We start from the raw sequence: 23577 nt of genomic DNA on the forward strand, positions 1-23577 counted from the left end.
AAAAGCCGTTACAATAGCCGACTTTTGGCCGCCTGCAGCAGATGTTCACTATGTCAGACAGCACTTTGCCCCCTACAGTGTCTAAGCCCTCCCACCACAATGCCGTGTTACAGCTTCGCGCCACTGAACTGGCCAAAGCCACCCGGGTGTTTAACGCCCGGGGCAGTAAGGTAAAGCGTTGCGATAGCTGCCTGTTGCCCAAAGCCGAATGTATTTGCGCCGCCAGACCCCAAGTAAAAAGCCACAGTGCGTTTTGCTTTATTATGTATACCGGCGAGTGTTACAAGCCGAGTAATACCGGCCGCATTATTGCCGATGTGATTGCGGATAATCATGCCTTTGTCTGGGACAGAACCCGGCCCGATCCGGCGCTGTTGGCCCTGTTAACCAACCCTGATTATGCGCCTGTAGTGGTGTTTCCTACGCAATACGCCGAACCTGCGCGCTGTATCAACAGCCCGCTTGAACTTAGCGCGATACAAAGCGGGAAAACACCGCTGTTTATCATGCTGGACGGTACCTGGCGCGAAGCAAAAAAAATGTTTAAAAGTGCTTATTTGCAGCAGCTGCCGGTGCTGGGGATTCAAAGCGAGCAAGGCTCAACCTATTTACTGCGCGAAGCAGCGCATCTGCATCAGCTGTGCACCGCCGAGGTGGCGGTTGAAGTGTTAAAACTGGCTAACGATACGACAGCTGCGCAAGCGCTGGCGCAGTATTTTCTGCTATTTCGCCAGGCTTATGTCGCCGGTAAACCTCACCTTAAACTTGACGCTGAATAAAGCCGGCAATTTGCGCCGCCAACCAGTCTGGGTCATCCAGTGCGATATCGTGCCCGGCCCAACTGTGCTGCTGATGCTCTGCGCGCAAATAACGGGCTAAGGCTAACGAGCAGCCTGGGTTAACTAAGCTATCTGCCGCACTACTTAACACCAAAGACGGGCAAACAGGCGGTGCCGACAGCCGAAACCGCGCTGCCGCCCAGAGCTGGCGCAGCATATTGGCACGGCTTACCGGTCGCTGCTGCTGATAACCAATCCAACACTTTACCAACTGAGGATCTTGCCGGGCTTTATGGCAAGTAAGCTGTAAGATCAGCTGTTCACGCAGTGGCAGACTAAGCCAGGGCAAGGCCAGTAGCGCCGGGTAATTGCGCCAGCGTAAACGCTGATAAAACGGAGACAGCGGCCGGGCGCTGCTGTTAATCAGCACGACAGAGGCGACCTCTTGCGGATACTGTATTGCCCAGTCCAGCGCCAGCATGCCGCCTAACGACAGTGCCACCAGATGCACCTGACCAGTAAAGGCGGATGACTGCTGCAGTTGCTGGCGCACAGACTGGCGCAGCAGCGCGATATCCGCTGCGGAATGCTGTTGGTACAGCTCGCCGCAGCCAGCATAGTCAAAGCTTAATAGCGGATTAGGCAGTGCTGATGACAACACAGGCCGCAGCCGCCCCCAATGTCGCTGCTCCCGGCTTAACCCACGCAGCAGTAACACGGGTGTGTTTTGGCTTAGTACCATAGGGCCCTCGCCTGTTGCAGCAACAGTTCAGGCTGGCTAAGCGGCAGCCAGTTGCGGTACGACAGCGTGGCGTTAATTAAAAAGTTAATCAGGATCAGGTGGCTGCGCAGCACCCGTTTGACGCGATGCGGCTTAACCGGATGAAACATGCCGAGGCTGGAGAGCAGCTGAAACGGGTTTTTCCGTACCCAGTTCCACGAGCCCATTTCCAATGTCAGCGGCAGTAGCGTCGTATTATGTTGCACCGCTAAATCGTACAAATAATCCCAGAGGTCGCCATGACACAGGTAATGCTGCGACTGCGGCTCAAAGATGTAGTTCTGATGCGGGTAGGTTTGCAAAAACAACTGCCGCAGCCGTGCCATTTCAGCTAAGTGTGCGATGGGTTGCTGCCGGCTTTTGGCATAAGGAAACCAGATCCTGTCGGTGCGGCCAAAGCCCGAGTGACAATCCAGCGCCAGTGAAAATGGCCGGCTAAATAACTCACGTTTAATAAAATCGACCAGCGCCTGACTTTCCAGCTCCATTTTGTCCTGCCGGCCGCGATGCCACGGCAGTATACGGCTAATACGCTGTCCGCCCACCAGCCAGGCGGCCCCCTCGTGGCACTCGACCGGCGCATTGCGCATCAAATCAACACTGTTGCCATTTGCCCGCCAGCCATTGGCCATGCCGGCAGGGTTTACTAAGGGCAGAAAATAAATACAACCTTGCTGCAGGGCATGGCGCAGCGTAATATCCCATGGCAGGCGCTGCAATAAGGTTTGCAGGTAAGCTAATACCACCTGAGTACCAATACGCTCCAGTCCATGCACGCCGCCCGTCAGCACCATTGCAGGTAGTGTTGGGTCCGGGTTGCCAAGCGACAAGGCATACAGCGGCAGTTTCCCGCTCATATGCGGCACCTGGGCTAATACCTCCACGCGTAGCGCCGCCGGCGCATCGGCAATCAGCTGCCCAAGCTGTGCCAGCTCCGGCAAAATATCCTGCTGTTGCAACCTCACCTCAGCAAAAATCAAATGACATTCGCATGACAGCTTAACGGATGGCCTGGCGAAAAAAATGGCAGTTTTATGAAGATTTGCCCCGTATTTTCATCCGGTTATCCTGCGATACCCCCAAAGACATACAGCTGGCCTATACTTGGCGCACCACATTATGCCGGAGACACTTATGCCGCCTGTCAGCCTGGGCGCGTTACTGCGTTTTAACCTGTATTACTGGCTGGCGATTTTTTCGCTTGGCGTGTTAAGCTCCTGGCACAATGCCATACTGCACACTAAACCTTATGAGTGGCGGTATCTGCCGATGATGGCGGCCAGCGAGCTGGTGGCTATGCTACTTACCGGGGCCCTGATTGTCTGGACTTATCAGCGTTTGCTGCAACAAGCCTTTAGCAGCTGGCAATTGCTGCCCGGTGTCGTGCTGTTAGCGGCTTGTTATATCCCGGCAGAAAATGCCTTTTGGTTGCTGCTGTGGGATAAAGAGATTGTCGATCTGCGTATGCTGATAGGTAATCTGGATACCTCTGTGCTGGCGTTCTTTGTCTGGGCGGCCTGTTATCTGACCTTGCTGGTGTATCAGCAGCAGCTGCAGCGGCTGGCCCAAACCCACGCGCTAAGCCAGAAAGTCCAGCAACTGGAGCTACAGGCACTTAGCCATCAACTCAACCCACACTTTACTTTTAACGCGCTCAATTCTGTTTGTGCGCTGCTCGAAGCAGAGCGTTACGATGATGCTGAAACCATGTCAGAACAACTGGCGACGTTTTTACGCTACTCGTTAAGTAAAGCGCCGGACAGCCTGGTGCAACTGGCCGACGAATTACAGGCCATTAATGCTTATCTGCAACTGCAAAAAACCCGTTTCGGCAACAAACTAAAGGTAAACTGGCAAATAGACGACAGCCTGAAACAACAGCGTATTCCGGCGTTGTTGCTACAACCCCTGGTAGAAAATGCCATTAAATATGCGGTAGCCACCCGCAAACAGGGCGCAACTATCACCATAGGTGGTAAGCGCCAGCAGGATTGCCTGCAATTAACCGTCAGCGATGATGGCCCGGGCTCGGTGCTGGATAGCGGCCATAGTGGCGGCGGTGTCGGGCTGACGAATATCCGTAACCGGCTATTACAACACTTTGGCGAGCTGGCCCGGCTGGAGGTTGGCGCCAGCCCGCAGGGCTTTACGGTAAGTATTCAGCTGCCCTGGCAGTCGTGTTAAGGATGGTGCAGATGCATAGCCGCCCGCTTTATCGGTTTTGGTATTGGCACTTGTTGTACTGGTTAAGTTATCTGCTGGTGAAATTTATCCATTTAGCCGTGTTGGTGCCGCTACAAAACGAAGCCACCTGGCCCTATCTTTGGATTTACAGCCTGATCACACTAATCAACCTTGGTCTGACCGGTCTGCTGGGCCAGCAAGAGCTGCAACAGCAACGGGCCTTGTGGCCACAGCTACGCCGCTTGCTGTGCTACCTTGTGCCGTTGTGGCTGGCGATGGTGCTATTGCGGCAATATCTGATTATGCACTACGCCAGCGATATGGTGCTGGGGGTAACGTCACCACTGAAATATCTGCTGGCTTTCTCGTTAGTATTGCTGCCTCTGGCCGGCTGGCTGGCGGTGTTTATGCTGATTAAAACCAACCAGCTACATTATGCCAGCGTGCAACAGCAACAGCAGTTAGCGCAGCAAGCCCGTCAGGCCAGGCTTAAGGTGCTGCGCTATCAGCTCAACCCACATTTTATGTTTAACACCTTAAATGCGTTAAATGCCCTGATTGTGCAGCGTAACGGCGCGGCCGCCGAGCAATTAATTCAGCATCTTTCGGTATATTTACGTCATACCCTGAAAAACCAGCAGGATGAATTTATTCCACTGCAACAAGAGTTGGACGCCCTGCAAGCCTATCTGGCTATTCAGCAAATCCGTTTTGGTGAGCGTTTAACGTTGCAGTGGCAGCTGCCAAAAGCACCGCTGCAGCTGCAATTTCCGCCTTTGCTATTACAGCCACTGGCCGAAAACGCCATTCATTATGCAGTAGCCGAAGTGGCTACACCGGTTTGCCTGCAGATAACCATTGAGGCTGACGCCAAACAGCTGCTGGTTAAGCTGGCGAAACAAGGGGCCGTCGGCGACGCCGGCTGGCCTGAACCGCAACAACCGGCGAACTTGATTAATCTGGCCGAACGGCTACAACTGCTGTTTGCCAATCAGGCCAGCCTGACGCTGAGCCTTAACGGCAATGATTTTTTCAGCCAGTTAACCATTGCAATGGAGGCCCTTGATGCACAACAGCCTTAAAGTCATTATTGCCGACGATGAACCCCTGGCTATCAGTAACTTAAAAGCCAAGCTGGCGGTGTACCCTAACCTACAGATCGTGCAGTGTTTTGATAACGGTGACGACACTTTGCAGTATCTGCAAGGCGGGCCTGATCTGGATATCGTTTTTCTCGACATTCAGATGCCGGGCATAAAGGGCATCGACATTCTGCAGCGCTCCGGCAAAAGCTCATCGCTGGCAAGACCACTGTTTATTTTAGTCACCGCCTATGAGCAATTCGCTTTTGCTGCCTATGAACATTTTGCTTTTGCCTATTTACTCAAACCGGTGTCGCGCCAGCGCCTGGCGCAAACCTTACTGGATGCGCGCACAGCTCTGGATAAGCCAGCGGCACTGTACCAGGCCGCAGCGCCAAACAAGCTGAGTTTTAAAACCGGCGCCTCTACCTTGCTACTGGATGATGTTGACATACTGCTAATAGAGGCTGCTGGCAACTATATGTGTATTCACACCCTCAGTGAAACTCTTATTATCCGTGAAACCATGAAAGAGCTGCTGCAGCGTCTGCCTGGTCACTTTGTTCAGGTGCACCGCTCGGTACTGATTAACCTGCATCATGTGCATAAGGTACAGCCGCATAATAATGACTATACGTTTTGCTTAAGCAACGGCAAGACGGTGCCGGCATCCCGGCGTTACAAATTAAACTGGCAGGACAAACTGGACAATGTGGCCCAGCATTAAACATAAGGCTTTAGCACTAAACACTTAACACTTAACACTAAGCACTCAGCACTTAACACTGAGCACTATACACCGGGCACCGTTTATCCCGCGCCAGCACCGGCTTATCACTTAATAACAAGGCCTCTTCCGCCTGTCCCAAGGCAGCGGTAAACCCCTGCTTAGTGCGCCACACTGTGGATATGGCAAATGCCATATTCACCCAACCGACAGAGGACAGCACAATGAAAACCGCCCTTCTATTCGCAGTATCTCTGGCCAGTGCCAGTGTGGCAGTACCGGCTTTTGCCGGCAACGAATTACCAAACCGCTATATCAATAACGCTTTGGTCGAAGTATGTAGTGAAACCGCCGCCGATGACCGGCTGGGGTTGCATAAAACCTTAAAAGCTTACCGTATCAGCAAACAAAACGCGGTGGCTAAAGTGGTCTGTAATGGTCAGGCTCTGACCGACTTTGCCCGTAACCAGCAAGCCTTTAAGGTGGCTGCCATGCTGGAGCCCTATGAGGCCCGCATGAAAGGCCGGGTGACCATACAAGATGTGGCAGCAGCGCCAAACTAAGCAACAGCTGGCAGGAGCACGCCAAAGGCGGCTCCTGCGCAGGTTTAGTTGGCAGCAGTATCCAAAGTGGCAAAGCTTTTGACTAAATCATCCACCGCTTTCATCTGCTGTAAATAAGGCTCTAACTTCGCCAGCGGTAAGGCACAGGGGCCGTCGCATTTCGCCTGGTTCGGATCCGGATGCGCTTCAATAAATAACCCCGCTAAGCCCAGCGCCATACCTGAGCGCGCCAGTTGCGCAGCTTGGGCACGACGGCCATCGGCAGAGCTTTCGCGCCCGCCCGGCTTTTGCAGCGCATGGGTCGCATCGAAGATCACCGGGCCGTACTGTTTCATTTCATCCATGCCCAGCATATCAACCACTAAATTGTTATAGCCAAAACAGCTGCCGCGCTCACACAGCAGCACCTGCTCATTACCGGCTTCTTTAAATTTGGTGATGATATGGCGCATTTCGTGCGGCGCTAAAAACTGTGGCTTTTTCACGTTGATCACAGCACCGGTTTTCGCCATCGCCACCACTAAATCGGTCTGGCGGGCCAAAAACGCCGGCAGTTGGATCACATCCACCACCTCAGCCACCGGTGCTGCCTGATAAGGCTCGTGCACGTCGGTAATCAGCGCTACCTTAAAGGTGCGTTTAATCTCTTCAAAGATTTTTAAGCCTTCGTCTAACCCGGGGCCGCGGTACGAGTGCACCGACGAGCGGTTAGCCTTATCAAACGAGGCTTTAAACACATAAGGAATACCCAGTTTGCTGGTAACTTCCACATAGTGCTCGGCAATCCGCATAGCCAGGTCGCGCGATTCGAGCACATTCATGCCACCAAACAGCACAAAGGGTAAATGATTGGCTACCGGAATGCCGGCAACCGCAATAGTATGAGCGTTCATGTCAGATCCAAAATTCGGTTATCAGGCTAAAGGTAAAAACACCGGCTGTTTTGAAATGGCCACCCGCAATGCCAGCCCGAGCCAGCCAAGCGCCCCTAAAAAACACAACCAGCGAATAAAGGCAGTGCGGCCACGAAATGCCATGACGGCCAGTGCAATATACGCCAATACAGCAATAAACTTTTCTGTCAGCCAGGCGTTTACAAAGGGGTATTGCTGCAATGTCAGCATTAGCATTACCGCGCTTAGCAACAGCAGCGTATCTATCACATGCGGGGCTATCTTAAAAAACTTATGCTGTAATAACGCCGCCAGCTTTAAACTCATGGCAAAACGGATGAGCAAAAAACTGACACTCAGCACCACCATCAGCAGGTGAATGTGCTTGTAAGCCATATACATAGTGATTATATCCTTCAGGTTAATAAAACAGCCAGCTTAAGCTGGCTGTCGGTTAGTCTTCGCTGTCCGGGTATTTTTGCAGTATTGCTTCAAGTTTGTCGACCCGGCTTTTAAAAATTTCTACCAGTTTGGGGTCAAATTGTTTACCGGCTTCAGCCTCAATATGCGCCAACACTTGCTCCAGGCTCCAGGCCGATTTATAACAGCGGCGGTGGCGCAGGGCATCGTACACATCGGCCAGCGCGGCGATGCGGCCATAAATATGGATCTGTTCACCTTGTTTACCGGCCGGATACCCGCTACCGTCCCATTTTTCATGGTGATCCTGCGCAATAACAGCACCGGCCTGAATAATGCTGCGCTTAGAATTTTTTAAAATTTCATAGCCAATACTGGCGTGGGTTTTCATCACTTCCCACTCTTGCCCCTGTAACTTGGCGGGCTTGTTTAAAATGCCATCCGGAATGCCGACTTTACCCACGTCATGCAGCGGCGCAGCAAACATTAAACGCTCGGCTTCTTCTTCCGGTAAACCGTAGGCCTTACCCAGTTCATAACAAATAAAGGCGACCCGCTTAACATGGTTGCCGGTTTCTATTGAGCGATGCTCTACCGCTTCGCTTAAGCGATAGACGATTTCGCGCTGGGTGTCTTCAATCTCATGTTGCAACTGCACATTCTCATAGGCAATTTGCACATTTTGCGAAAACAGCTCAATCAGCTTTTTCTGATTAGCAGTGATGGCGCCCGGTAAACCCGAGATATACAACAGCGAGCCATGGGTGAATTTACTGGTGCAGTAAGCCACCAGATAATTATCGCGGTACACTATGCCACGTGACTTTAACGCGGTTTCAAATGCATCGAGCAGCTCCGGCGCCAGCACTTCCTGCACAGGCTTGCCTTCCTGACGCTCAAACTCGCCCTGGCCGGCAAACACCACCAGTTTATGCGGATCGGACACGTCACCACTGATATTACCGGCCACCATAGACGAGCTGACCAGCAGCGCATTTTCGTCGCAGCCTAAAATCGAGGTGAGTTGCTGCAACACACCATCAATAAACTGCTCCATCGAATGCGATGAGAATAAATCGGCTGAGGCATTGATAATTTTCTCTAAACCCAGCCGGCTTTGCTCCAACGACAGAATATCGCGGTAGGAGCGCAAACTGGACATAATGACGGTAAACAGCTTTTGCGCGGTCAGCTCGGTTTTTGATTTATAGTCGTTAATATCATAATTGATAATCACCTGCCGCTCAGGAGCCTGCCCCGGCTGGCCGGTACGCAGAATAATCCGCACATGCTCGTTATGCAGCTGCTCACGGATGTAACTGGCCACCAGTAAGCCGGCATCGTCGGTTTCCATCACCACATCCAGCAGCATAATGGCGGCATCGGGGTGCTCTGCAATCAGCTGTTTGGCTTCGGCACCGGAATAGGCACTGAAAAATGCCAGATTTTTGCCCTGAAAACTAAAGTCACTCAGCGCCAGCTTAGTCACAGCGTGCACTTCAGGCTCGTCATCGACAATGAGGATTTTCCAGCTGCCGTGGTTTGTAGACTCAACCTGCTCCGGCTCTTCTGCAAATAAAAAATCATCCGACATCCGCTTATTCCTTAGCTGATTAATAAAATGAAGATTACTTGCTTAGTTATATGCCGGATACGCAGCGTGGTCAAAGAAAAAGCAACGATTACAATGCTAAACAGCCACCCGTAATGCGCCAGTTGTTGCCATAATCACGCTGTGACTGCACCTGATTAAACCCGGCCGCGGTTAGCAAGCCGCGTACGGCCTCTGCCTGATCATAACCATGCTCCAGATACAACCAGCCACCGGTGGTTAAATGCGCCGGTGCCTGTTCAATGATGTGGCGTAAATCGGCCAGGCCGTGCTGCGAAGCGGTCAGGGCGGTAATAGGTTCAAAACGCAACGCACTTAGATGGCTGTCAGAGGGGTCAATATAAGGCGGGTTTGACACGATAAGATCAAACCTTTGCCCGTTGATAGCGTCAAACCAGTTACTTTGCACTACCGCCACGTTAGGGATATTAAGCTGCTGGCGGTTTTGCTCAGCCAGCGCTACAGCCCCGGCGATATAGTCTACAGCCGTGAGTTGCCACAGTGGCCGGTTTACCGCCAGCGCCAGTGCAATAGCACCGGTGCCGGTGCCCAGGTCCAGTACCCTGGCCTGCTCTGGCAGAGGCAGGCTAAGCGCCTGCTCGACCAAAAGCTCGGTATCCGCCCGCGGGATCAGGGTGCTGGGGTTTACCTGCAGTTTTAAATCGTAAAAATGCCAGTAGCCAAATAAATAGGCCAGCGGCTGCCCGGTAAGCCGGGCGCTTACCAGCTGGTTAAGCGCCGCCAGCTCAGTGTCGGTAAGCAGACGCTGGGCGTGGCTGTACAGATAGGTGTTAGTCACCTTTAGTACATGACACAGACACAGCCGCGCCTCGATATCTGCCGTTGGGCTAACCAGACTTAGCTTGTGCTGCGCCTGCTTTTGCCACTGACTAAGGCTTTGGCATGGCGCCACTTAGCGGTTCTCGTCTGCCAGGGCGGCCAGTAAGTCGGCCTGATGCTCTTGTTTTAACGGCTCCAGCACCTGATCTAAGTCACCTTCCATTACCTCATTTAACCGGTAAATGGTCAGGTTGATGCGATGATCAGTTAAACGCCCCTGCGGGAAGTTATAAGTGCGAATACGCTCTGAACGGTCACCACTGCCCACCAGTGAGCGGCGGGTAGATTCTTCAGCCAGGCGGCGTTTCTCATCTTCGGCCGCCTGAATACGTGATTGCAATACACTCATAGCGCGGGCACGGTTTTTATGCTGCGAGCGCTCGTCCTGACACTCTACAACAATACCGGTAGGTAAGTGCGTAATGCGAATAGCCGAGTCGGTACGGTTAACGTGCTGGCCACCGGCACCCGAGGCGCGGTAGGTATCGACCTTTAAGTCGGCCGGGTTAATTTCTATCGCTTCGCTCTCCGGAATTTCCGGCATAATGGCGACCGTACAGGCCGAGGTATGCACCCGTCCTTGTGATTCGGTAGCCGGTACGCGCTGCACGCGGTGGCCGCCCGATTCAAACTTTAAGGTACCGTAAGCGCCCTCGCCCTGCACACTGGCAATAATTTCTTTATAGCCACCGTGCTCGCCGTCGCTGGCGCTAATCACCTCCAGCTTCCAGCGCTGTTTTTCGGCAAAACGGCTGTACATGCGAAACACATCACCGGCAAAAATCGCCGCTTCATCACCACCGGCACCGGCGCGAATTTCCAAAAAGCAGTTATTGTTGTCGTTCGGATCTTTAGGCAGTAATAAAATCTGCAGCTCTTTATCCAGCTGCTCAATCCGCTCTCTGGCAGCCTTATATTCTTCCTGCGCCATTTCGCGCATCTCAGGGTCAGTGTCTTTTTGCATTTCTTCAGCCGAGGCTAAATCCTGCTGCGCCTGCTGGTAATCGGCAAAGGCTTTGCTGATATCTTCCAACTGGCTGTATTCTTTGGACAGCTCGCGAAATTTGCTCTGATCGCTAATCACACTGGCGTCGCTTAGCAGCGCCTGCACTTCTTCATAGCGCTCAGCAAGGCCCTCAAGCTTACGGTATACCGATTCTTTCATGGTGTTTTATGTGCCTGTTTACAGATCTAACAAGGTGTTGATCAGTGATTGTTTGGGTAATTCATCATCCTGCACCAGCTGACGAATGGCTTTGGTTGGGCTATGCATAAGCCGGTTACTCAGCTTAGTGGAAAATTCGGCCAGCACTTTCTCGGCATCCTGGCCGGCCGCTAACTGGTTTACTGCTTTGGCCAAAAGCTCAGTGCGCACCGCCTCACAGCGCTGGCGATAATCGCGCACCCAGTCGACATTGCCTTGTAAGGTCAGCCACTGGCTAAACTCGGCCACGCCGACGGCGATCATTTGCCGGGCTTGCTCGGCTGCCTGCTGACGGTTATTCAGATTCTGCGCCACTATGCTCTGTAAGTCATCTACGGTGTATAAATACGCATCTTCCAGCTCGCCTACCTGCTGCTCGATATCGCGCGGCACGGCCAAATCGACTAAAAACATCGGCTTGTGCTTGCGCTGCTTCAGCGCTTGTTCCACCATGCCTTTGCCCACTATGGGTAAAGTACTGGCAGTAGAGCTTATCACCACATCGGCATCAGCCAGCTGGGTTGGTACCTGCGCCAGTGTAATGGCCGAAGCGCCAAACTGCTCAGCAAGCAACACGGCCCGCTCATAAGTGCGGTTGGCTACGGTTAGCTGCGCGGCGCCTTGCTCTTTTAAGTGTTTAGCCACCAGCTCTATGGTTTCACCGGCGCCAATTAATAACACTTTTACTTTACTCAGGTTACCAAAAATCTGCCGTGCCAGGCTTACCGCAGCAAAGGCCACCGATACCGCATTGGCGCCAATATCAGTGTCGGTGCGTACCTGCTTGGCCACGGCAAAGGTTTTTTGAAACAAGCGTTCAAACTGTGGGTTTACCGTGCCGGCATTACGCGCCTGATTATAGGCCTGCTTAACCTGGCCTAAAATTTGTGGCTCGCCCAGTACCAAAGAGTCGAGCCCGGCGGCCACCTGCATTAAATGCTCAGCGGCGGCATTGTCCTGATGTAAATACAAATGCGGCTGCAACTCGGCAGCATTGACGGCATGAAATTGCGCTAACCAGGCAATTACCTGTTCCGCTTGGCTGGCACTGCCGTTAAAATACAGCTCGGTGCGGTTGCAGGTAGACAAAATTACCGCGTCCGAAATACTGGTTAGCGTGGTCAGTTCGCGCAAGGCTTCAGGCAACTGCTCAGGCGCAAAAGCAACTTGTTCGCGCAGGGCCACCGGTGCCGTTTTATGATTAATGCCGAGTGCGAAAATGGCCATCACCTGTATCATCAGAATTGTCAGGGGGCGAATTGTACGAAAAAGCCCAACCCAAGAAAAGCACAGTGAAGGACTTTAGTGTGGTGTATGCCTTTTTGCGACCGCTGTTAAGCGGTTTGTTGTTACTGCTGATCACCGGTTGTAGCCTGCTGCAGCCAACAAAACAGGCGCAAGCGCCGCTAAACGTTACTGAGCGCGAACAGCAACTGCTTGCTATGCAGCAGTTTGAGCTACAAGCCAGCGTTGGCATTAAAAGCCCGGCCGAGTCGATTAGCGGTAATTTGCGCTGGCAGCAGCATAGCCGCGAACATTTTAATGCCCGCCTGAGCAACTTTTTGGGCATTAGCCTGTTTGAACTGACCGATGATGGCAACCTCAGTAGCATCAGCGTGAAGGGCGAAACCTATCAGGCAGCTGATACCAGTACCTTGTTGTGGCAACTGGCGGGCTGGTCGATGCCACTTCATGATATGCCGCTGTATTTACGCGGCCTACCCGGCAAACGCGGCCGCAATATAGTGCGCGATGAATTTGACCGGGTCACTGCCTTTGAACTCACCGACAGCACCGGCATTGTCTGGCAGCTGAGTTATCAGCGCTTTTTCCCGGACGCGCTGGCACTGCCGCAACGCTTATTACTGCAAAGCAGTGACAGCGAAATAAAAATCGTGATCCGGAGCTGGCAATGAACGCCTTAACGCTGCCCGCCGTGGCGAAACTGAATTTATTTTTGCATGTTACCGGCCGCCGGCCTGATGGCTATCACAACCTGCAAACGCTATTTCAATTGCTGGACGTCGGCGATGCGCTAACCTTTACCCTGCGCCACGACAATCACATTACGCTTGATTGCAATAACAGCGAACTGATAAACGAGCAAAATTTAGTACTGCGTGCTGCCCGACTGCTACAGCAGTACAGCAACAGCACGTTTGGCTGCGATATTTACCTGGATAAACGCCTGCCGATGGGCGGTGGTTTAGGCGGTGGCTCATCTGATGCGGCTACCACCTTGCTGGGGTTAAATAAGCTATGGCAGCTTAATTTAACTGTCGACACGCTAGCCGAACTTGGCTTGCAATTGGGTGCAGACGTACCGCTGTTTGTGCGTGGGTTTACTGCCTTTGCCGAAGGTATCGGTGAAAAACTACAGCCGGTTAACCTGGCAGAAAAGGTGTACTTAGTGGTCACGCCAGCGTGCCACGTTAGCACGGCAGAGATATTCCAGCACCCTGATTTAATTAGAAATTCGCCGCCTATTTCTATTAAGCAACTGCACCAGAGCCCATGGCGTAATGACTGCCAACCATTGGTCGAGCGGCTCTACCCGAATGTTGCAATAACCTTACAGTGGTTGGTAGAATACGCGCCGTGTCAAATGACGGGTACTGGCGCCAGTGTGTTCGCCGCATTCCCGGACCAGACCAGTGCTCAGCATGCCCTTACGCAATTGCCGGCAAACTGCCAGGGCTTTATTGCCAGAGGGGTCAACCAGTCGCCTGTATGGGCTGCGTTGGCAGATACCGAATAAGTAACGGCCGCGTTTAACGCGGCATATTGATAAACCGGACTCACCACTGCCCTGAGGATCCTACCGTGCCTGACATGAAGGTTTTCGCTGGTAACGCCATACCAGAACTCGCAAGTAAAATCGCCAGCCGCCTGTACATTAAACTGGGAGATGCCGAAGTCGGCCGTTTCAGTGATGGCGAAGTCAGCGTACAAATTAATGAAAACGTGCGTGGTTCTGATGTGTTTATTATCCAGTCTACCTGCGCGCCGACCAATGATAACCTGATGGAACTGATCGTGATGGTAGACGCGCTGCGCCGCGCCTCAGCCGGTCGGATCACCGCTGTAATGCCGTACTTCGGTTATGCCCGTCAGGACCGTCGGGTGCGTTCTGCCCGGGTGCCTATTACCGCTAAAGTCGTCGCCGACTTTTTATCCAGCGTGGGGGTTGACCGCGTACTGACCGTTGACTTGCACGCCGAGCAAATTCAGGGCTTCTTTGATGTGCCGGTAGATAACGTGTTCGCCAGCCCGGTATTGCTTGAAGACATGCGCAAAAAGGATCTGCAATCACCTGTAGTCGTATCGCCCGATATCGGCGGTGTAGTACGTGCCCGCGCTATCGCTAAGCTGCTAAACGATGCCGACCTGGCTATTATCGACAAACGCCGGCCCAAAGCGAACGTCTCTCAGGTAATGCACATTATCGGTGATGTCAAAGATCGCGACTGTATTATTGTTGATGACATGATCGATACCGGCGGTACTTTATGTAAAGCGGCTGAAGCGTTAAAAGAGCAAGGCGCCAAGCGCGTATTTGCCTATGCCACGCACCCGGTATTCTCTGGCAATGCGCCACAAAATATTGCCAACTCAGTGATTGATGAGCTGATTATCACCGACACCATACCGCTGACCGCCGAAATGAAGGCAGTAAGTAAAGTACGGCAGTTAACCTTAAGCGAAATGCTGGCTGAGTGTATCCGCCGCATCAGCAACGAAGAATCTATCTCGTCGATGTTTGACTAAGCGACAACTATTGTTGCAGAGGCGCCATTAGGCGCCTTTTTCGTTTGCGTTAATCAGCTTGGGTCGCCAGATAACGCCGGATTGCCAGATAATCAGCTTGCAGTATATCGACATCAAACTCTGGTACTGCCATACCTGGCCGGTTTGCCGGGAAAAATACTGCCTGTAGTCTTGCCTCTGGGTTTAGCAGATACAAGCTAATACCATGGGCAACGGCATAATCTGCGGTGCCGCTTTGCTCATCTTCAATACTGAAACGTAACGACAGCGCCTGCTCAAATGGCAAGGCTAATGTTGCCGCTTGCGGATCGGGGCGTAAACCGCGAATATCGGCAGCAAAATGTTGCAGGTAGCGCGCCAGCTCAGTGGTGCTGTCGCGGCCGGGATCTATGCTGTAAAACAGTAAATCTAACTGCGGGTACTCGGTGTACTGTGCCAGTTGTTGCTGTAAATAGGCCAGTTTGGCCAGGGTTAACGGACAAACATCCGGGCAATAGGTGTAACCGTAACTTAGCAGGTGCCAGCGCCCCTGCAAATCGGTGGCCTGTACGCGTTGGCCGTACTGATCTTGTAAACGAAACGCGCCCAGGCTCAGTGGCGCTGACAACAGTATCGCTTGTTGCAACGCCGGCGCCGCACTGCGCACCGGCCTGAAGTGCCACATCAACACCGCCAGCAGCAGCAACCCCAGTATTGCCAGTGATACCCTGACCGGCTGTTGTCGATTGTTCGCTGTTACAATCGCCACAGGTGATCAACCAACAGCGCGGCGAATAAGCCAAACAGATAATAAATGGAGACATAAAAAGTACGCATCGCGCTTTGTCGCTGCGGCAATAGGCGCAATGTTAACGCCGAATATAAAAACCAGCCGCCCAGCAACAACGCCGATACCAGATACAACAGACCACTCATACCAATACACACCGGCAGCACCGTTACCGGCAACAACAATAAGGTATAACCGACGATAGCGTCGCGGGTATAAGCGACACCATGGGTTACCGGCAGCATCGGCACTTTCGCGCGGCGGTAATCGTCAAGCCGGTCTATTGCCAATGGCCAGAAATGTGCCGGAGTCCAGACAAAGATAATCAGCACCAGTAATAATGGCTCCAGGCTAAGCTGGTTCGTAACACTGGTCCAGCCTAACAACGGCGGTAAAGCACCGGATAAGCCCCCCAGTACGATATTTTGCGGCGTGCGGTATTTCAAAAAGCGGGTATAAATCACAGCATAGCCAATCAGACCAATGCTGGTTAACACGGCAGTAAGCGGGTTAACCAGCCACCACAGCAGATTAAGCGAAACGCCAGCCAACAGTATGGCAAACACTAATGCCTGTTTTGCCGTGAGGGTACCGCGTACCAGTGGCCGATAGCGGGTACGCTGCATTAAGCGGTCAATCCGGCTGTCGGCCAGATGATTAAATACCGCAGCGGCAGCGGCCGAGCCGGCAATGCCGGCGGTGGCAGCAAGCAGCTTGTGCCAATCCTGCCACAGCGGCTCGGCCAGTAGCATACCCACCACAGCGGTGATAACTAACAACAGCACGACCTTGGGTTTACACAATTGGACGTAATGCCGCCAGTTGCTGTTCACGGCATAGCCGATACTGTCCGTTAGCGCTGTCATAGCCTGCTCCTGTCTACTGCTGGCTAAAATACAATAGCCGCAGGGCGTGGGTATAGTCCCCCTCAACCGCCATCAGGGCAATAAACACTACTATGGCAAACAGCGGCACAAACAACAGTAACTGCAGCGCCAACCGCTCCCATTTCACATGCATAAACACGCTGAGGATCAGCCCGGCTTTTAGCAGCATAAAAATGAGAACCAGGGTCCAGCGCAGCGGCCCCTGCAGCTGTAAATAATCGACCATGTAAGAGAAAAAACTCAGTAAAAACAACAAGCCCCAAACTTTAAAATACAGGCTTATCGGGTGCTGCTGGGCATGATCGGCAGACATGACTCACCTCACCATAAGTAAAAGAAGGCAAAAATAAACACCCATACCAGGTCAACAAAGTGCCAGTACAGGCCGCTGATTTCGACAATTTCATAGCCGCGCTGATCATAATCACCACGTGACAGCTTACGCGCCACCACCAGCAGATATATCACGCCGGCGCTGACATGCAGGCCATGAAAACCGGTGATCATAAAAAACGCTGCACCAAATTGTGCCGCGCCCATCGGATTCGCCCAGGGTCTTACGCCATCAGCAATCAACTTACTCCACTCAAACGCCTGCATGCCGACAAAACTGGCACCGAGCACGGCGGTGGCTAACATCAGATACACCGCCAGTTTTTTTTGTTTGCGATAGGCACAGCTAACCGCCATTGCCATAGTGCCGCTGCTGGTGATCAGAATAAAGGTCATAATGGCGATCAAAAATAACGGCACCGTATGGCCAAATACCACCAGCTCAAATACCTGGCTGGCATTGGGCCAGGCATCGGTTGCAGACAAGCGCACCGTCATGTAACTGATCAGGAAAATGCTGAAAATAAAGGTGTCCCCCAACAGGAAGATCCACATCATCAGCTTACCCCAGGACACTCTGAACGTGCGCTGGTCCGCCGCCCAGTCATTTACTACGCTGTGCCAGCCTTTGGCCTCAGCACTATTATCGACCTGCCCGCTCATAAGTTTGCCTCGCCAAAGCCACACAAAGCAGCCAGAGTGTTAATGGTCTGGGCCGGACTGGACAGCAACCAGAACAAGAGCAACCACAACAGCAGCAAGTAGTGCCAGTACCAGCAACATAAGATCAGCGTTTTTGCCAGGGTTGCAGTGCCGCCTTTTGCCAGTTGCCAAAACACCGGCAGCAGTGCGATGACACCACCAAGCAAATGAGCGCCATGCAACGCCGTTAACAGATAAAAGTAGTTACTGGCTGCCGTGTCAGTAAAACCAAAACCGGCATCAGCCAATTGCAGCCACAGCCGGTACTGGGCAAACAAAAACAGCATAACCAGCGCCACGGCTGCCGTCAGCGCCGCCAGTACCGCATTGCCCCGCTGTTGGCGGGCAAGCCACTGCGCACATTGCATACACAGGCTGCTGCCCAGCAAGATCGCGCTGTTAAGCCACAGGCTGGTGCGATCTGACAAGGGTAACCAGGGCTCGCCAGCCAGCACCTGAAAATCCGGTAGCTGCGAGCGTCCGAGCATAGTGACGATAAACAATGAGAACAATACGCTGATCACCGCCAGCAAAAACTTTAGTGCGGTGCGCTGCGGCCAGACATCATCCGGCAGATACTGTAACGCCGCATCCTGCCCTTCTGGTTGTGCCAGCCAGGGCTTTTCGGTCAGTTTACTGAAGATACTCATTGGCCCGCCTTAGCATATGCCTGGGCATCGTCTATCACGACAGCACTGTCGGGCAGATTCTGCGGAATAAAATCGTCACGGGCACCTGGCACACTGTAATCATAGGCCCAGCGGTAAACAGTTGGCAGTTGCGGGCCAAAGTTGCCATGCGCCGGCGGCGTTTGTGGCGTTTGCCATTCCAGTGTTGTCGCCTGCCAAGGGTTGGCGCTGGCTGTTTTGCCCCAGCGCAGGCTGATAATCAGGTTGGCAATAAACAGCAATTGCATCAGCGCCACCACCAGTGCCGCAACGGTGATACTGCTATTGAGGCTTTGCGCTGATTCCGGAATAAAGTCAGTACCGGAAATGGCATAGTAACGGCGCGGCACACCGAGGAAGCCCAGATAATGCATTGGCAGAAACACCAGGTAAGTGCCGATAAAAGTCCCCCAGAAGTGCAGCTTACCCAAGCCATCATGCAACAACTTACCGCTAACCTTGGGAAACCAGTGATAAATAGCGGCAAACAGCACCATCACCGGTGACACGCCCATTACCATATGAAAGTGGCCGACAACAAAATAGGTATCGGACAATGGCAAATCGACGACGACATTACCAAGAAACAACCCGGTCAGGCCGCCATGCACAAAGGTAAAAATAAAACCAATGGCAAATAACATTGGCACCGTCAGATGAATATTGCCCTGCCACAGCGTGAGCACCCAGTTATATACTTTCAGCGCGGTTGGCACGGCAATAATTAAAGTTGTGGTAGCAAAGAAGAAGCCAAAGTATGGGTTCATGCCGCTAACATACATATGATGCGCCCAGACAACAAAACTAAGCCCGCCAATGGCGACGATGGCCCACACCATCATCCGGTAGCCAAAAATGTTTTTGCGGGCATGGGTCGCCAATATATCTGACACTATGCCAAAGGCCGGCAGCGCGACGATATACACCTCCGGATGGCCAAAAAACCAGAACAGGTGCTGAAATAAAATCGGGCTGCCACCGCTATAGTCAAGTTGCTCGCCCATCGACATGATCACCGGCATAAAAAAGCTGGTGCCGACCGTTTTGTCCAAAAACATCATTACCGCACTGACCAGCAGGGCCGGAAACGCCAGCAAACCCAAAATAGTGGCGACAAAGATGCCCCACACGGTCAGTGGCATCCGCATCAGCGTCATGCCACGGGTACGGGCTTGTAGCACGGTACAGACATAATTTAATCCGCCCATGGTAAAAGCCACGATAAAAATGGCCAGCGATATCAACATCAATAGAATACCCGCCCCGGAGCCGGGTGTACCCGGCAGAATGGCCTGCGGTGGGTACAGCGTCCAGCCGGCGCCGGTCGGGCCACCGGGGACAAAAAAGCTGGCCAGCAGCACCAATACTGACAGCAGATAGGTCCAGTAACTGAGCATATTCAGAAACGGAAACACCATATCGCGGGCGCCAACCATTAACGGGATCAGGTAGTTGCCAAAACCGCCCAGCAGCAGTGCAGTAAGCAGATACACCACCATTATCATGCCGTGCATAGTAACAAACTGCAGATAATGCGTTGAATCTATGAAGGAAAACTGACCAGGGAAGCCCAACTGTAAACGCATTAACGCCGACAGTACCAGCGCAACCAGGCCGACAAAGATCGCCGTCAGGCTGTACTGGATAGCAATGACCTTATGATCCTGACTCCAAACATAGCGGGTCCAGAAGCTGCCCGGCTGATCATGCTGATGCGCAGCGGCATAACTGGTCGAAATTGTCATTATTTGCTCCTTAGCACTGCGGCAGACTCAGGGCTGCAGGCTATTGATATAGGCCACGACATCGGCAACGTCCCGCTCAGTTTGCAACGACTGCGCTACCAGGCTCATTTGTGCGCCATAAAAATCTTGCGGATGGCTGCCGCGGATCTGCTGCTTAAAGTAATTAAGTTGTCGTTCCAGATACCAGCCATCAAGCCCGGCCAGCCTGGGTGCATTCAACGCATAGTTGCCTTTGGCCTCTGCACCATGGCAAGCCGCACAGCTACGGTATAACCTTTGTCCACGCTCGGCGTTACCTTGTGCAACGCTTGCCTGAACCGGTGGCAGGCTGGCAATGTAGGCCAACAGATGTTCCAGCGTCGCAGGATCGGCTACCGTATTGGCCATCGCTGCCATCTGTGCGCCATATAAATCGCCTTCAGCAGTGCCTCGAATCCCCTGCTGGTAGTGATGCAACTGACGACGCAGGTACCAGCCCGACTGCCCGGCCAGCGCAGGGGCATTTAATTGTTTATTGCCTTCTGCGGAGTCGCCATGACAGGCAGCACATAGCTGATAATGTGCCTGTCCCTGAGTAATATCGGCTTGTGGCACGCTTTGACTTTGGGCAAAGGTTTGTTGCTGCGCCAGCCATTGCTGATATTGCTCCGCCGGTTTCACACTGACTTTGCCGCGCATGGCAAAGTGGCCGGTGCCACATAACTCTTCACACAACACATCAAACTGCCCCGCCTGAGTAGGGGTAAACCACAGGGTGCTAACCATGCCCGGCACCAAGTCCATTTTCACTCTGAACTGCGGTACGGTAAAATTGTGCAGCACATCTGCCGAGCGCAGCAGAATTTTAGCCGGCTGATCCAACGGCAATACCAGTTCATTACTCAGAATAACAATATCGTCAGCCCCGGCCGGATCGGACTCGACAATACCCAGCGGGTTTTGCTCAGAAATCAGTGCCGTATCTACCTTGCCCAACTGGCCATCGGCACCGGGCAAACGAAAACGCCAATGCCACTGCTGGCCAAAGGCTTCCACTTCAATCGCGTTTTCCGGTGGCTGTACAAACTGCGCCCAGACATAAAGGCCGGGCGCCAGCATAGCGGCAATACCCACGCTGGTCAGCGCAACCAGCCAACCTTCAAGTTTTTTGTTCTCAGGTTCGTAATGTGCTTTATGGCCCGGGCGGCTGCGAAAGCGAAATACTGCATAGGCCAGAAACAGATTAACCAGAACAAAGACGACTCCGGTTATCCAAACGGTAATATCGACAGTGAAATCAATGGAAGCCCAGTTTGACGCCAGCGGGGTAAACCACCAGACACTGAAGTAATGCAACAGCAATGAGCCGATCACCAACAATACGATAACGAGGGTAATTGCCATAACGCTGTTATTCCTTATTGTTAAAAGTAAAAGTACCAGGTATCGACTTCAACAAATTAACCAGACAGCAGTACGTACGACATTAAGCCCGTCATCCTTTTGGAGACGACGTTGTTATGACTCTGACTATAGGCTATAAAACAGAACCTTGCATAAAAAACCGGCGTATCACAGTACGCCGGTCAGTAGAACATTTTGCAGTTATCAGGGCATGGCTTTGATAAAACGGCGAAAGTAGATCTGAGTCCGAACCACCCAGCCAGGCGCACCTTCACCGCTGCCAGCCAGCTGCAATTTAGGATGACGCTTTACTGTGCGGTTCAAAATAGTTTCATCTTGTGGGTCAATATCAACAAACAACACATGCTTGCCCTGACGCAGCACATCCTGAAACTGTTTGAAATGCACATTGGGTTCCTGAATACCGATAAAACCGCCTTCCCAGGTACAAAACCCCAACACCACTATGGCTAAAAAGATAAAAGGCACCCAGCCTGCCGCACTGTCAGTCCAGCCCATAGTGTAAGCAAGCACCAGCACTACCACAGCGCCGATGACACCCACCACAGCGCCCAGTTCAGTCGCATGAACTACATCGCTTTTTAGTACTGGCGACACTTCAGGTAGATGGTGTAACTCAACATTAGCATCCTGCTCACTGAGTACATGGATTTGCGGCGTATTAATTCCCTGCTGTTCGAGCTCACGCTCTACCGCTTCAAGATCATCAAGATCTTCACTGATAAAGTACCGTCTTAACATAACACCCTCCGTACCGGGCTTGGAGTAGGCCCCACTGCTCATGGGCAAACTATTGATATTAACCAATCCAGCTTGTACATTTTTTAACCAACCACCTTAGTATAGCTGCTATTTAGCATTCAGGCGCCAAAGCAACCAATTTACAATTGCAGCCGCTACGGCCCGGTGGTAATATGTCGCGCCCCAGAAAAGGGGCATCCAGCCTGAGACTGGTCGCAAGTCTTGGGATACTTAAATTTTTGGAGTACATCATGTCTGATGCAATCTTTACATTAAATGCAGAAGTCCGTACTGATTCAGGGAAAGGTGCGAGCCGCCGCCTGCGTCACGAAGACAAAGTTCCAGCGATTATTTACGGTGGCAGCAAGCCAGCGCAATCTATCACTTTAGAGCACTCTAAGCTGTTAAAAGCCCAGAGCTTCGAAGCTTTCTACTCTCATATCCTGACAATTAACGTTGCCGGTGAAGAAGTTAAAGCCATCGTTAAAGCGATGCAGCGTCACCCGTTCAAGCCAAAGGTTATGCACGTTGACTTCCAGCGCGTTGAAGCCGGCCAGGAACTGCACACTACAGTACCAGTACACTTCGTTAACGAAGAAGCCGCTATGAAAAAAGGTGGCGTAGTAGTACACGCAGCTAACGAAATCGAAATCTCTTGTCTGCCAAAAGACTTACCAGAGTTTATCGAAGTTGATATGAGCGACGTTGAAGTCGGTGCTCACCTGCACTTATCTGACATCAAAGCCCCTAAAGGTGTTACTTTCGTGCAATTAGCGAAAGGTCAGGACTTAGCTGTTGTTTCTGTGAACAAACCAGCTGGTAAAGCAGCTGACGCTGAAGAAACTGCCGCTGAGTAATGTCTGACACTACTCAATCAGCCATTCAGTTGATTGTGGGCCTGGGTAATCCGGGCCCGGAATACAGCCAGACCCGGCACAATGCCGGCGTCTGGTTTGTACAGCAGCTGGCCCACGCCTTTAATGCCAGCTTAAAAAACGAACCGAAGTTTTTCGGTTATACCGGCAAATTTATCTGTGCCGGGCAAGAATTCAAATTACTTATTCCCTCTACTTATATGAATTTAAGCGGTAAAGCCGTGCTGGCAATGGCACAGTTTTACAAGCTATCGCCAGAGCAAATTCTGGTGGCACATGACGAGCTGGCGCTGGAACCCGGCGTAGCCAAATTTAAACTTGGCGGTGGCCATGCCGGCCATAATGGCCTGCGCGACATTATTTCGCGCCTGGGTAATAACCAGAACTTTTACCGCCTGCGCTTAGGTATTGGTCATCCCGGCCATAAAGATCAGGTTACCGGTTATGTGCTGGGCAAAGCGCCCGCCAGTGAGCAACAGCTGATAGAGCAAAGTATTGATGAAGCAACGCGCTGCTTTGACATCCTGGCCCGTGATGGCCTGGTCAAAGCACAAAGCCGTCTGCACAGTTTTAAAGCCAGCTGACTCCGCAGCCGGTACA

Annotated in this window: 26 protein-coding genes; 10 read left to right on the top strand and 16 right to left on the bottom strand. The window is 52.4% G+C overall.

Annotated features, from left to right (window positions below; genetic code table 11):
- Positions 1-50 precede the first annotated feature (50 nt).
- A complete protein-coding gene (locus RNAN_RS07875) occupies positions 51-779 on the top strand; it encodes a tRNA-uridine aminocarboxypropyltransferase (RefSeq protein WP_008220528.1) in 729 nt (242 codons plus the stop codon).
- On the opposite strand, the gene RNAN_RS07880 is transcribed toward RNAN_RS07875, so the two are convergent.
- Complete coding sequence (locus RNAN_RS07880; protein ID WP_008220529.1) at positions 760-1521, bottom strand: alpha/beta fold hydrolase; 762 nt, start codon at positions 1519-1521, stop codon at positions 760-762. The two genes, RNAN_RS07875 and RNAN_RS07880, sit on opposite strands and share 20 nt — an antisense overlap.
- Complete coding sequence (locus RNAN_RS07885; protein WP_040551888.1) at positions 1512-2525, bottom strand: M14 family zinc carboxypeptidase; 1014 nt, start codon at positions 2523-2525, stop codon at positions 1512-1514. Before RNAN_RS07885 ends, RNAN_RS07880 begins: the two co-directional genes overlap by 10 nt.
- Before the next feature lie 169 nt (positions 2526-2694).
- Between RNAN_RS07885 and RNAN_RS07890 the strand changes: the two genes are divergently transcribed.
- The 4 genes from RNAN_RS07890 to RNAN_RS07905 all read left to right on the top strand — a co-directional run bounded on the left by RNAN_RS07890 (position 2695) and on the right by RNAN_RS07905 (position 6116).
- Positions 2695-3744, top strand: a complete 1050-nt coding sequence (locus tag RNAN_RS07890) for a sensor histidine kinase (protein WP_008220531.1) — start codon at positions 2695-2697, stop codon at positions 3742-3744.
- An 11-nt stretch (positions 3745-3755) separates the two neighbouring features.
- Entirely contained in the window at positions 3756-4826 is a 1071-nt protein-coding gene (locus RNAN_RS07895; RefSeq protein WP_008220532.1) for a sensor histidine kinase, read from the top strand.
- Positions 4810-5553 carry a LytR/AlgR family response regulator transcription factor gene (locus RNAN_RS07900; RefSeq protein ID WP_008220533.1) on the top strand — a complete coding sequence of 248 codons (744 nt, stop codon included), beginning with the start codon at positions 4810-4812 and terminating at the stop codon, positions 5551-5553. Before RNAN_RS07895 ends, RNAN_RS07900 begins: the two co-directional genes overlap by 17 nt.
- A 224-nt stretch (positions 5554-5777) precedes the next feature.
- Positions 5778-6116, top strand: coding sequence for a DUF3718 domain-containing protein (locus RNAN_RS07905; protein WP_008220537.1), 339 nt, complete (start codon positions 5778-5780; stop codon positions 6114-6116).
- A gap of 44 nt (positions 6117-6160) precedes the next feature.
- Here the strand turns inward: RNAN_RS07905 and kdsA are convergent, their stop codons facing one another.
- The 6 genes from kdsA to hemA form a co-directional block, all read right to left on the bottom strand.
- On the bottom strand, positions 6161-7009 hold the full coding sequence (kdsA, locus tag RNAN_RS07910) for a 3-deoxy-8-phosphooctulonate synthase (protein WP_008220539.1): 849 nt from the start codon (positions 7007-7009) through the stop codon (positions 6161-6163).
- A 21-nt stretch (positions 7010-7030) separates the two neighbouring features.
- Positions 7031-7411: a SirB2 family protein gene (locus tag RNAN_RS07915; RefSeq protein ID WP_008220540.1), complete on the bottom strand. Its 381-nt coding sequence runs from the start codon at positions 7409-7411 to the stop codon at positions 7031-7033.
- A gap of 52 nt (positions 7412-7463) precedes the next feature.
- Positions 7464-9023: a response regulator gene (locus RNAN_RS07920; protein WP_008220542.1), complete on the bottom strand. Its 1560-nt coding sequence runs from the start codon at positions 9021-9023 to the stop codon at positions 7464-7466.
- An 88-nt stretch (positions 9024-9111) separates the two neighbouring features.
- Positions 9112-9954 carry a peptide chain release factor N(5)-glutamine methyltransferase gene (prmC, locus tag RNAN_RS07925; protein ID WP_008220544.1) on the bottom strand — a complete coding sequence of 281 codons (843 nt, stop codon included), beginning with the start codon at positions 9952-9954 and terminating at the stop codon, positions 9112-9114.
- Complete coding sequence (prfA, locus tag RNAN_RS07930) at positions 9955-11046, bottom strand: peptide chain release factor 1 (RefSeq protein WP_008220545.1); 1092 nt, start codon at positions 11044-11046, stop codon at positions 9955-9957.
- Between the two features lie 18 nt (positions 11047-11064).
- On the bottom strand, positions 11065-12324 hold the full coding sequence (hemA, locus tag RNAN_RS07935; protein ID WP_008220548.1) for a glutamyl-tRNA reductase: 1260 nt from the start codon (positions 12322-12324) through the stop codon (positions 11065-11067).
- A gap of 20 nt (positions 12325-12344) precedes the next feature.
- On the opposite strand from hemA, the gene lolB reads away from it, so the two are divergent.
- From lolB to RNAN_RS07950, 3 genes are all read left to right on the top strand, one after another.
- On the top strand, positions 12345-13001 hold the full coding sequence (gene lolB / locus RNAN_RS07940; protein ID WP_008220550.1) for a lipoprotein insertase outer membrane protein LolB: 657 nt from the start codon (positions 12345-12347) through the stop codon (positions 12999-13001).
- Positions 12998-13843 carry a 4-(cytidine 5'-diphospho)-2-C-methyl-D-erythritol kinase gene (gene ispE / locus RNAN_RS07945; protein WP_008220552.1) on the top strand — a complete coding sequence of 282 codons (846 nt, stop codon included), beginning with the start codon at positions 12998-13000 and terminating at the stop codon, positions 13841-13843. The genes lolB and ispE overlap by 4 nt, the downstream gene beginning before the upstream one ends.
- Positions 13844-13917: 74 nt before the next feature.
- On the top strand, positions 13918-14853 hold the full coding sequence (locus RNAN_RS07950; protein WP_040551871.1) for a ribose-phosphate pyrophosphokinase: 936 nt from the start codon (positions 13918-13920) through the stop codon (positions 14851-14853).
- Positions 14854-14902: 49 nt separating this feature from the next.
- On the opposite strand, the gene RNAN_RS07955 is transcribed toward RNAN_RS07950, so the two are convergent.
- The 8 genes from RNAN_RS07955 to RNAN_RS07990 all read right to left on the bottom strand — a co-directional run bounded on the left by RNAN_RS07955 (position 14903) and on the right by RNAN_RS07990 (position 22102).
- The gene (locus RNAN_RS07955; protein WP_148275682.1) at positions 14903-15601 is read right to left on the bottom strand and encodes an SCO family protein; all 699 of its coding nucleotides are present in this window, start codon (positions 15599-15601) and stop codon (positions 14903-14905) included.
- Entirely contained in the window at positions 15589-16488 is a 900-nt protein-coding gene (cyoE, locus tag RNAN_RS07960) for a heme o synthase (RefSeq protein WP_008220557.1), read from the bottom strand. The genes RNAN_RS07955 and cyoE overlap by 13 nt, the downstream gene beginning before the upstream one ends.
- A 13-nt stretch (positions 16489-16501) precedes the next feature.
- Entirely contained in the window at positions 16502-16822 is a 321-nt protein-coding gene (locus RNAN_RS07965) for a cytochrome C oxidase subunit IV family protein (protein ID WP_008220559.1), read from the bottom strand.
- 8 nt (positions 16823-16830) lie between these two features.
- Positions 16831-17505, bottom strand: a complete 675-nt coding sequence (locus RNAN_RS07970) for a heme-copper oxidase subunit III family protein (protein ID WP_008220561.1) — start codon at positions 17503-17505, stop codon at positions 16831-16833.
- Positions 17502-18194 carry a cytochrome c oxidase subunit 3 gene (locus RNAN_RS07975; RefSeq protein ID WP_008220564.1) on the bottom strand — a complete coding sequence of 231 codons (693 nt, stop codon included), beginning with the start codon at positions 18192-18194 and terminating at the stop codon, positions 17502-17504. Before RNAN_RS07975 ends, RNAN_RS07970 begins: the two co-directional genes overlap by 4 nt.
- Complete coding sequence (locus RNAN_RS07980; RefSeq protein ID WP_008220566.1) at positions 18191-19957, bottom strand: cytochrome c oxidase subunit I; 1767 nt, start codon at positions 19955-19957, stop codon at positions 18191-18193. The genes RNAN_RS07975 and RNAN_RS07980 overlap by 4 nt, the downstream gene beginning before the upstream one ends.
- A gap of 27 nt (positions 19958-19984) precedes the next feature.
- Positions 19985-21340 (bottom strand): c-type cytochrome, encoded by a 1356-nt coding sequence (locus RNAN_RS07985; protein ID WP_008220568.1) that lies wholly within the window; start codon positions 21338-21340, stop codon positions 19985-19987.
- 204 nt (positions 21341-21544) lie between these two features.
- Positions 21545-22102, bottom strand: a complete 558-nt coding sequence (locus RNAN_RS07990) for a hypothetical protein (protein WP_008220570.1) — start codon at positions 22100-22102, stop codon at positions 21545-21547.
- A gap of 251 nt (positions 22103-22353) precedes the next feature.
- Here RNAN_RS07990 and RNAN_RS07995 point away from each other — a divergent pair, with 251 nt between their 5' ends.
- Together RNAN_RS07995 and pth are read left to right on the top strand one after the other, a co-directional pair.
- A complete protein-coding gene (locus RNAN_RS07995) occupies positions 22354-22959 on the top strand; it encodes a 50S ribosomal protein L25/general stress protein Ctc (RefSeq protein ID WP_008220572.1) in 606 nt (201 codons plus the stop codon).
- Positions 22959-23561: an aminoacyl-tRNA hydrolase gene (gene pth / locus RNAN_RS08000; RefSeq protein ID WP_008220574.1), complete on the top strand. Its 603-nt coding sequence runs from the start codon at positions 22959-22961 to the stop codon at positions 23559-23561. Before RNAN_RS07995 ends, pth begins: the two co-directional genes overlap by 1 nt.
- Positions 23562-23577: the final 16 nt, after the last annotated feature.

Origin of the sequence: Rheinheimera nanhaiensis E407-8, assembly GCF_000296695.1 — a bacterium.
GTDB classification, from domain to species: domain Bacteria; phylum Pseudomonadota; class Gammaproteobacteria; order Enterobacterales; family Alteromonadaceae; genus Alishewanella; species Alishewanella nanhaiensis.

What these genes read in the sequence shown, in the direction of transcription:
- RNAN_RS07875 (WP_008220528.1), top strand. Translation starts at nt 51, where the DNA reads ATGTCAGACAGCACTTTGCCCCCTACAGTGTCTAAGCCCTCCCACCAC.
- RNAN_RS07880 (WP_008220529.1), bottom strand. Translation starts at nt 1,521, where the DNA reads ATGGTACTAAGCCAAAACACACCCGTGTTACTGCTGCGTGGGTTAAGC.
- RNAN_RS07890 (WP_008220531.1), top strand. Translation starts at nt 2,695, where the DNA reads ATGCCGCCTGTCAGCCTGGGCGCGTTACTGCGTTTTAACCTGTATTAC.
- RNAN_RS07895 (WP_008220532.1), top strand. Translation starts at nt 3,756, where the DNA reads ATGCATAGCCGCCCGCTTTATCGGTTTTGGTATTGGCACTTGTTGTAC.
- RNAN_RS07900 (WP_008220533.1), top strand. Translation starts at nt 4,810, where the DNA reads ATGCACAACAGCCTTAAAGTCATTATTGCCGACGATGAACCCCTGGCT.
- RNAN_RS07905 (WP_008220537.1), top strand. Translation starts at nt 5,778, where the DNA reads ATGAAAACCGCCCTTCTATTCGCAGTATCTCTGGCCAGTGCCAGTGTG.
- kdsA (WP_008220539.1), bottom strand. Translation starts at nt 7,009, where the DNA reads ATGAACGCTCATACTATTGCGGTTGCCGGCATTCCGGTAGCCAATCAT.
- RNAN_RS07915 (WP_008220540.1), bottom strand. Translation starts at nt 7,411, where the DNA reads ATGTATATGGCTTACAAGCACATTCACCTGCTGATGGTGGTGCTGAGT.
- RNAN_RS07920 (WP_008220542.1), bottom strand. Translation starts at nt 9,023, where the DNA reads ATGTCGGATGATTTTTTATTTGCAGAAGAGCCGGAGCAGGTTGAGTCT.
- prfA (WP_008220545.1), bottom strand. Translation starts at nt 11,046, where the DNA reads ATGAAAGAATCGGTATACCGTAAGCTTGAGGGCCTTGCTGAGCGCTAT.
- hemA (WP_008220548.1), bottom strand. Translation starts at nt 12,324, where the DNA reads ATGATACAGGTGATGGCCATTTTCGCACTCGGCATTAATCATAAAACG.
- ispE (WP_008220552.1), top strand. Translation starts at nt 12,998, where the DNA reads ATGAACGCCTTAACGCTGCCCGCCGTGGCGAAACTGAATTTATTTTTG.
- RNAN_RS07950 (WP_040551871.1), top strand. Translation starts at nt 13,918, where the DNA reads ATGAAGGTTTTCGCTGGTAACGCCATACCAGAACTCGCAAGTAAAATC.
- cyoE (WP_008220557.1), bottom strand. Translation starts at nt 16,488, where the DNA reads ATGACAGCGCTAACGGACAGTATCGGCTATGCCGTGAACAGCAACTGG.
- RNAN_RS07965 (WP_008220559.1), bottom strand. Translation starts at nt 16,822, where the DNA reads ATGTCTGCCGATCATGCCCAGCAGCACCCGATAAGCCTGTATTTTAAA.
- RNAN_RS07970 (WP_008220561.1), bottom strand. Translation starts at nt 17,505, where the DNA reads ATGAGCGGGCAGGTCGATAATAGTGCTGAGGCCAAAGGCTGGCACAGC.
- RNAN_RS07975 (WP_008220564.1), bottom strand. Translation starts at nt 18,194, where the DNA reads ATGAGTATCTTCAGTAAACTGACCGAAAAGCCCTGGCTGGCACAACCA.
- RNAN_RS07980 (WP_008220566.1), bottom strand. Translation starts at nt 19,957, where the DNA reads ATGACAATTTCGACCAGTTATGCCGCTGCGCATCAGCATGATCAGCCG.
- RNAN_RS07985 (WP_008220568.1), bottom strand. Translation starts at nt 21,340, where the DNA reads ATGGCAATTACCCTCGTTATCGTATTGTTGGTGATCGGCTCATTGCTG.
- RNAN_RS07990 (WP_008220570.1), bottom strand. Translation starts at nt 22,102, where the DNA reads ATGTTAAGACGGTACTTTATCAGTGAAGATCTTGATGATCTTGAAGCG.
- RNAN_RS07995 (WP_008220572.1), top strand. Translation starts at nt 22,354, where the DNA reads ATGTCTGATGCAATCTTTACATTAAATGCAGAAGTCCGTACTGATTCA.
- pth (WP_008220574.1), top strand. Translation starts at nt 22,959, where the DNA reads ATGTCTGACACTACTCAATCAGCCATTCAGTTGATTGTGGGCCTGGGT.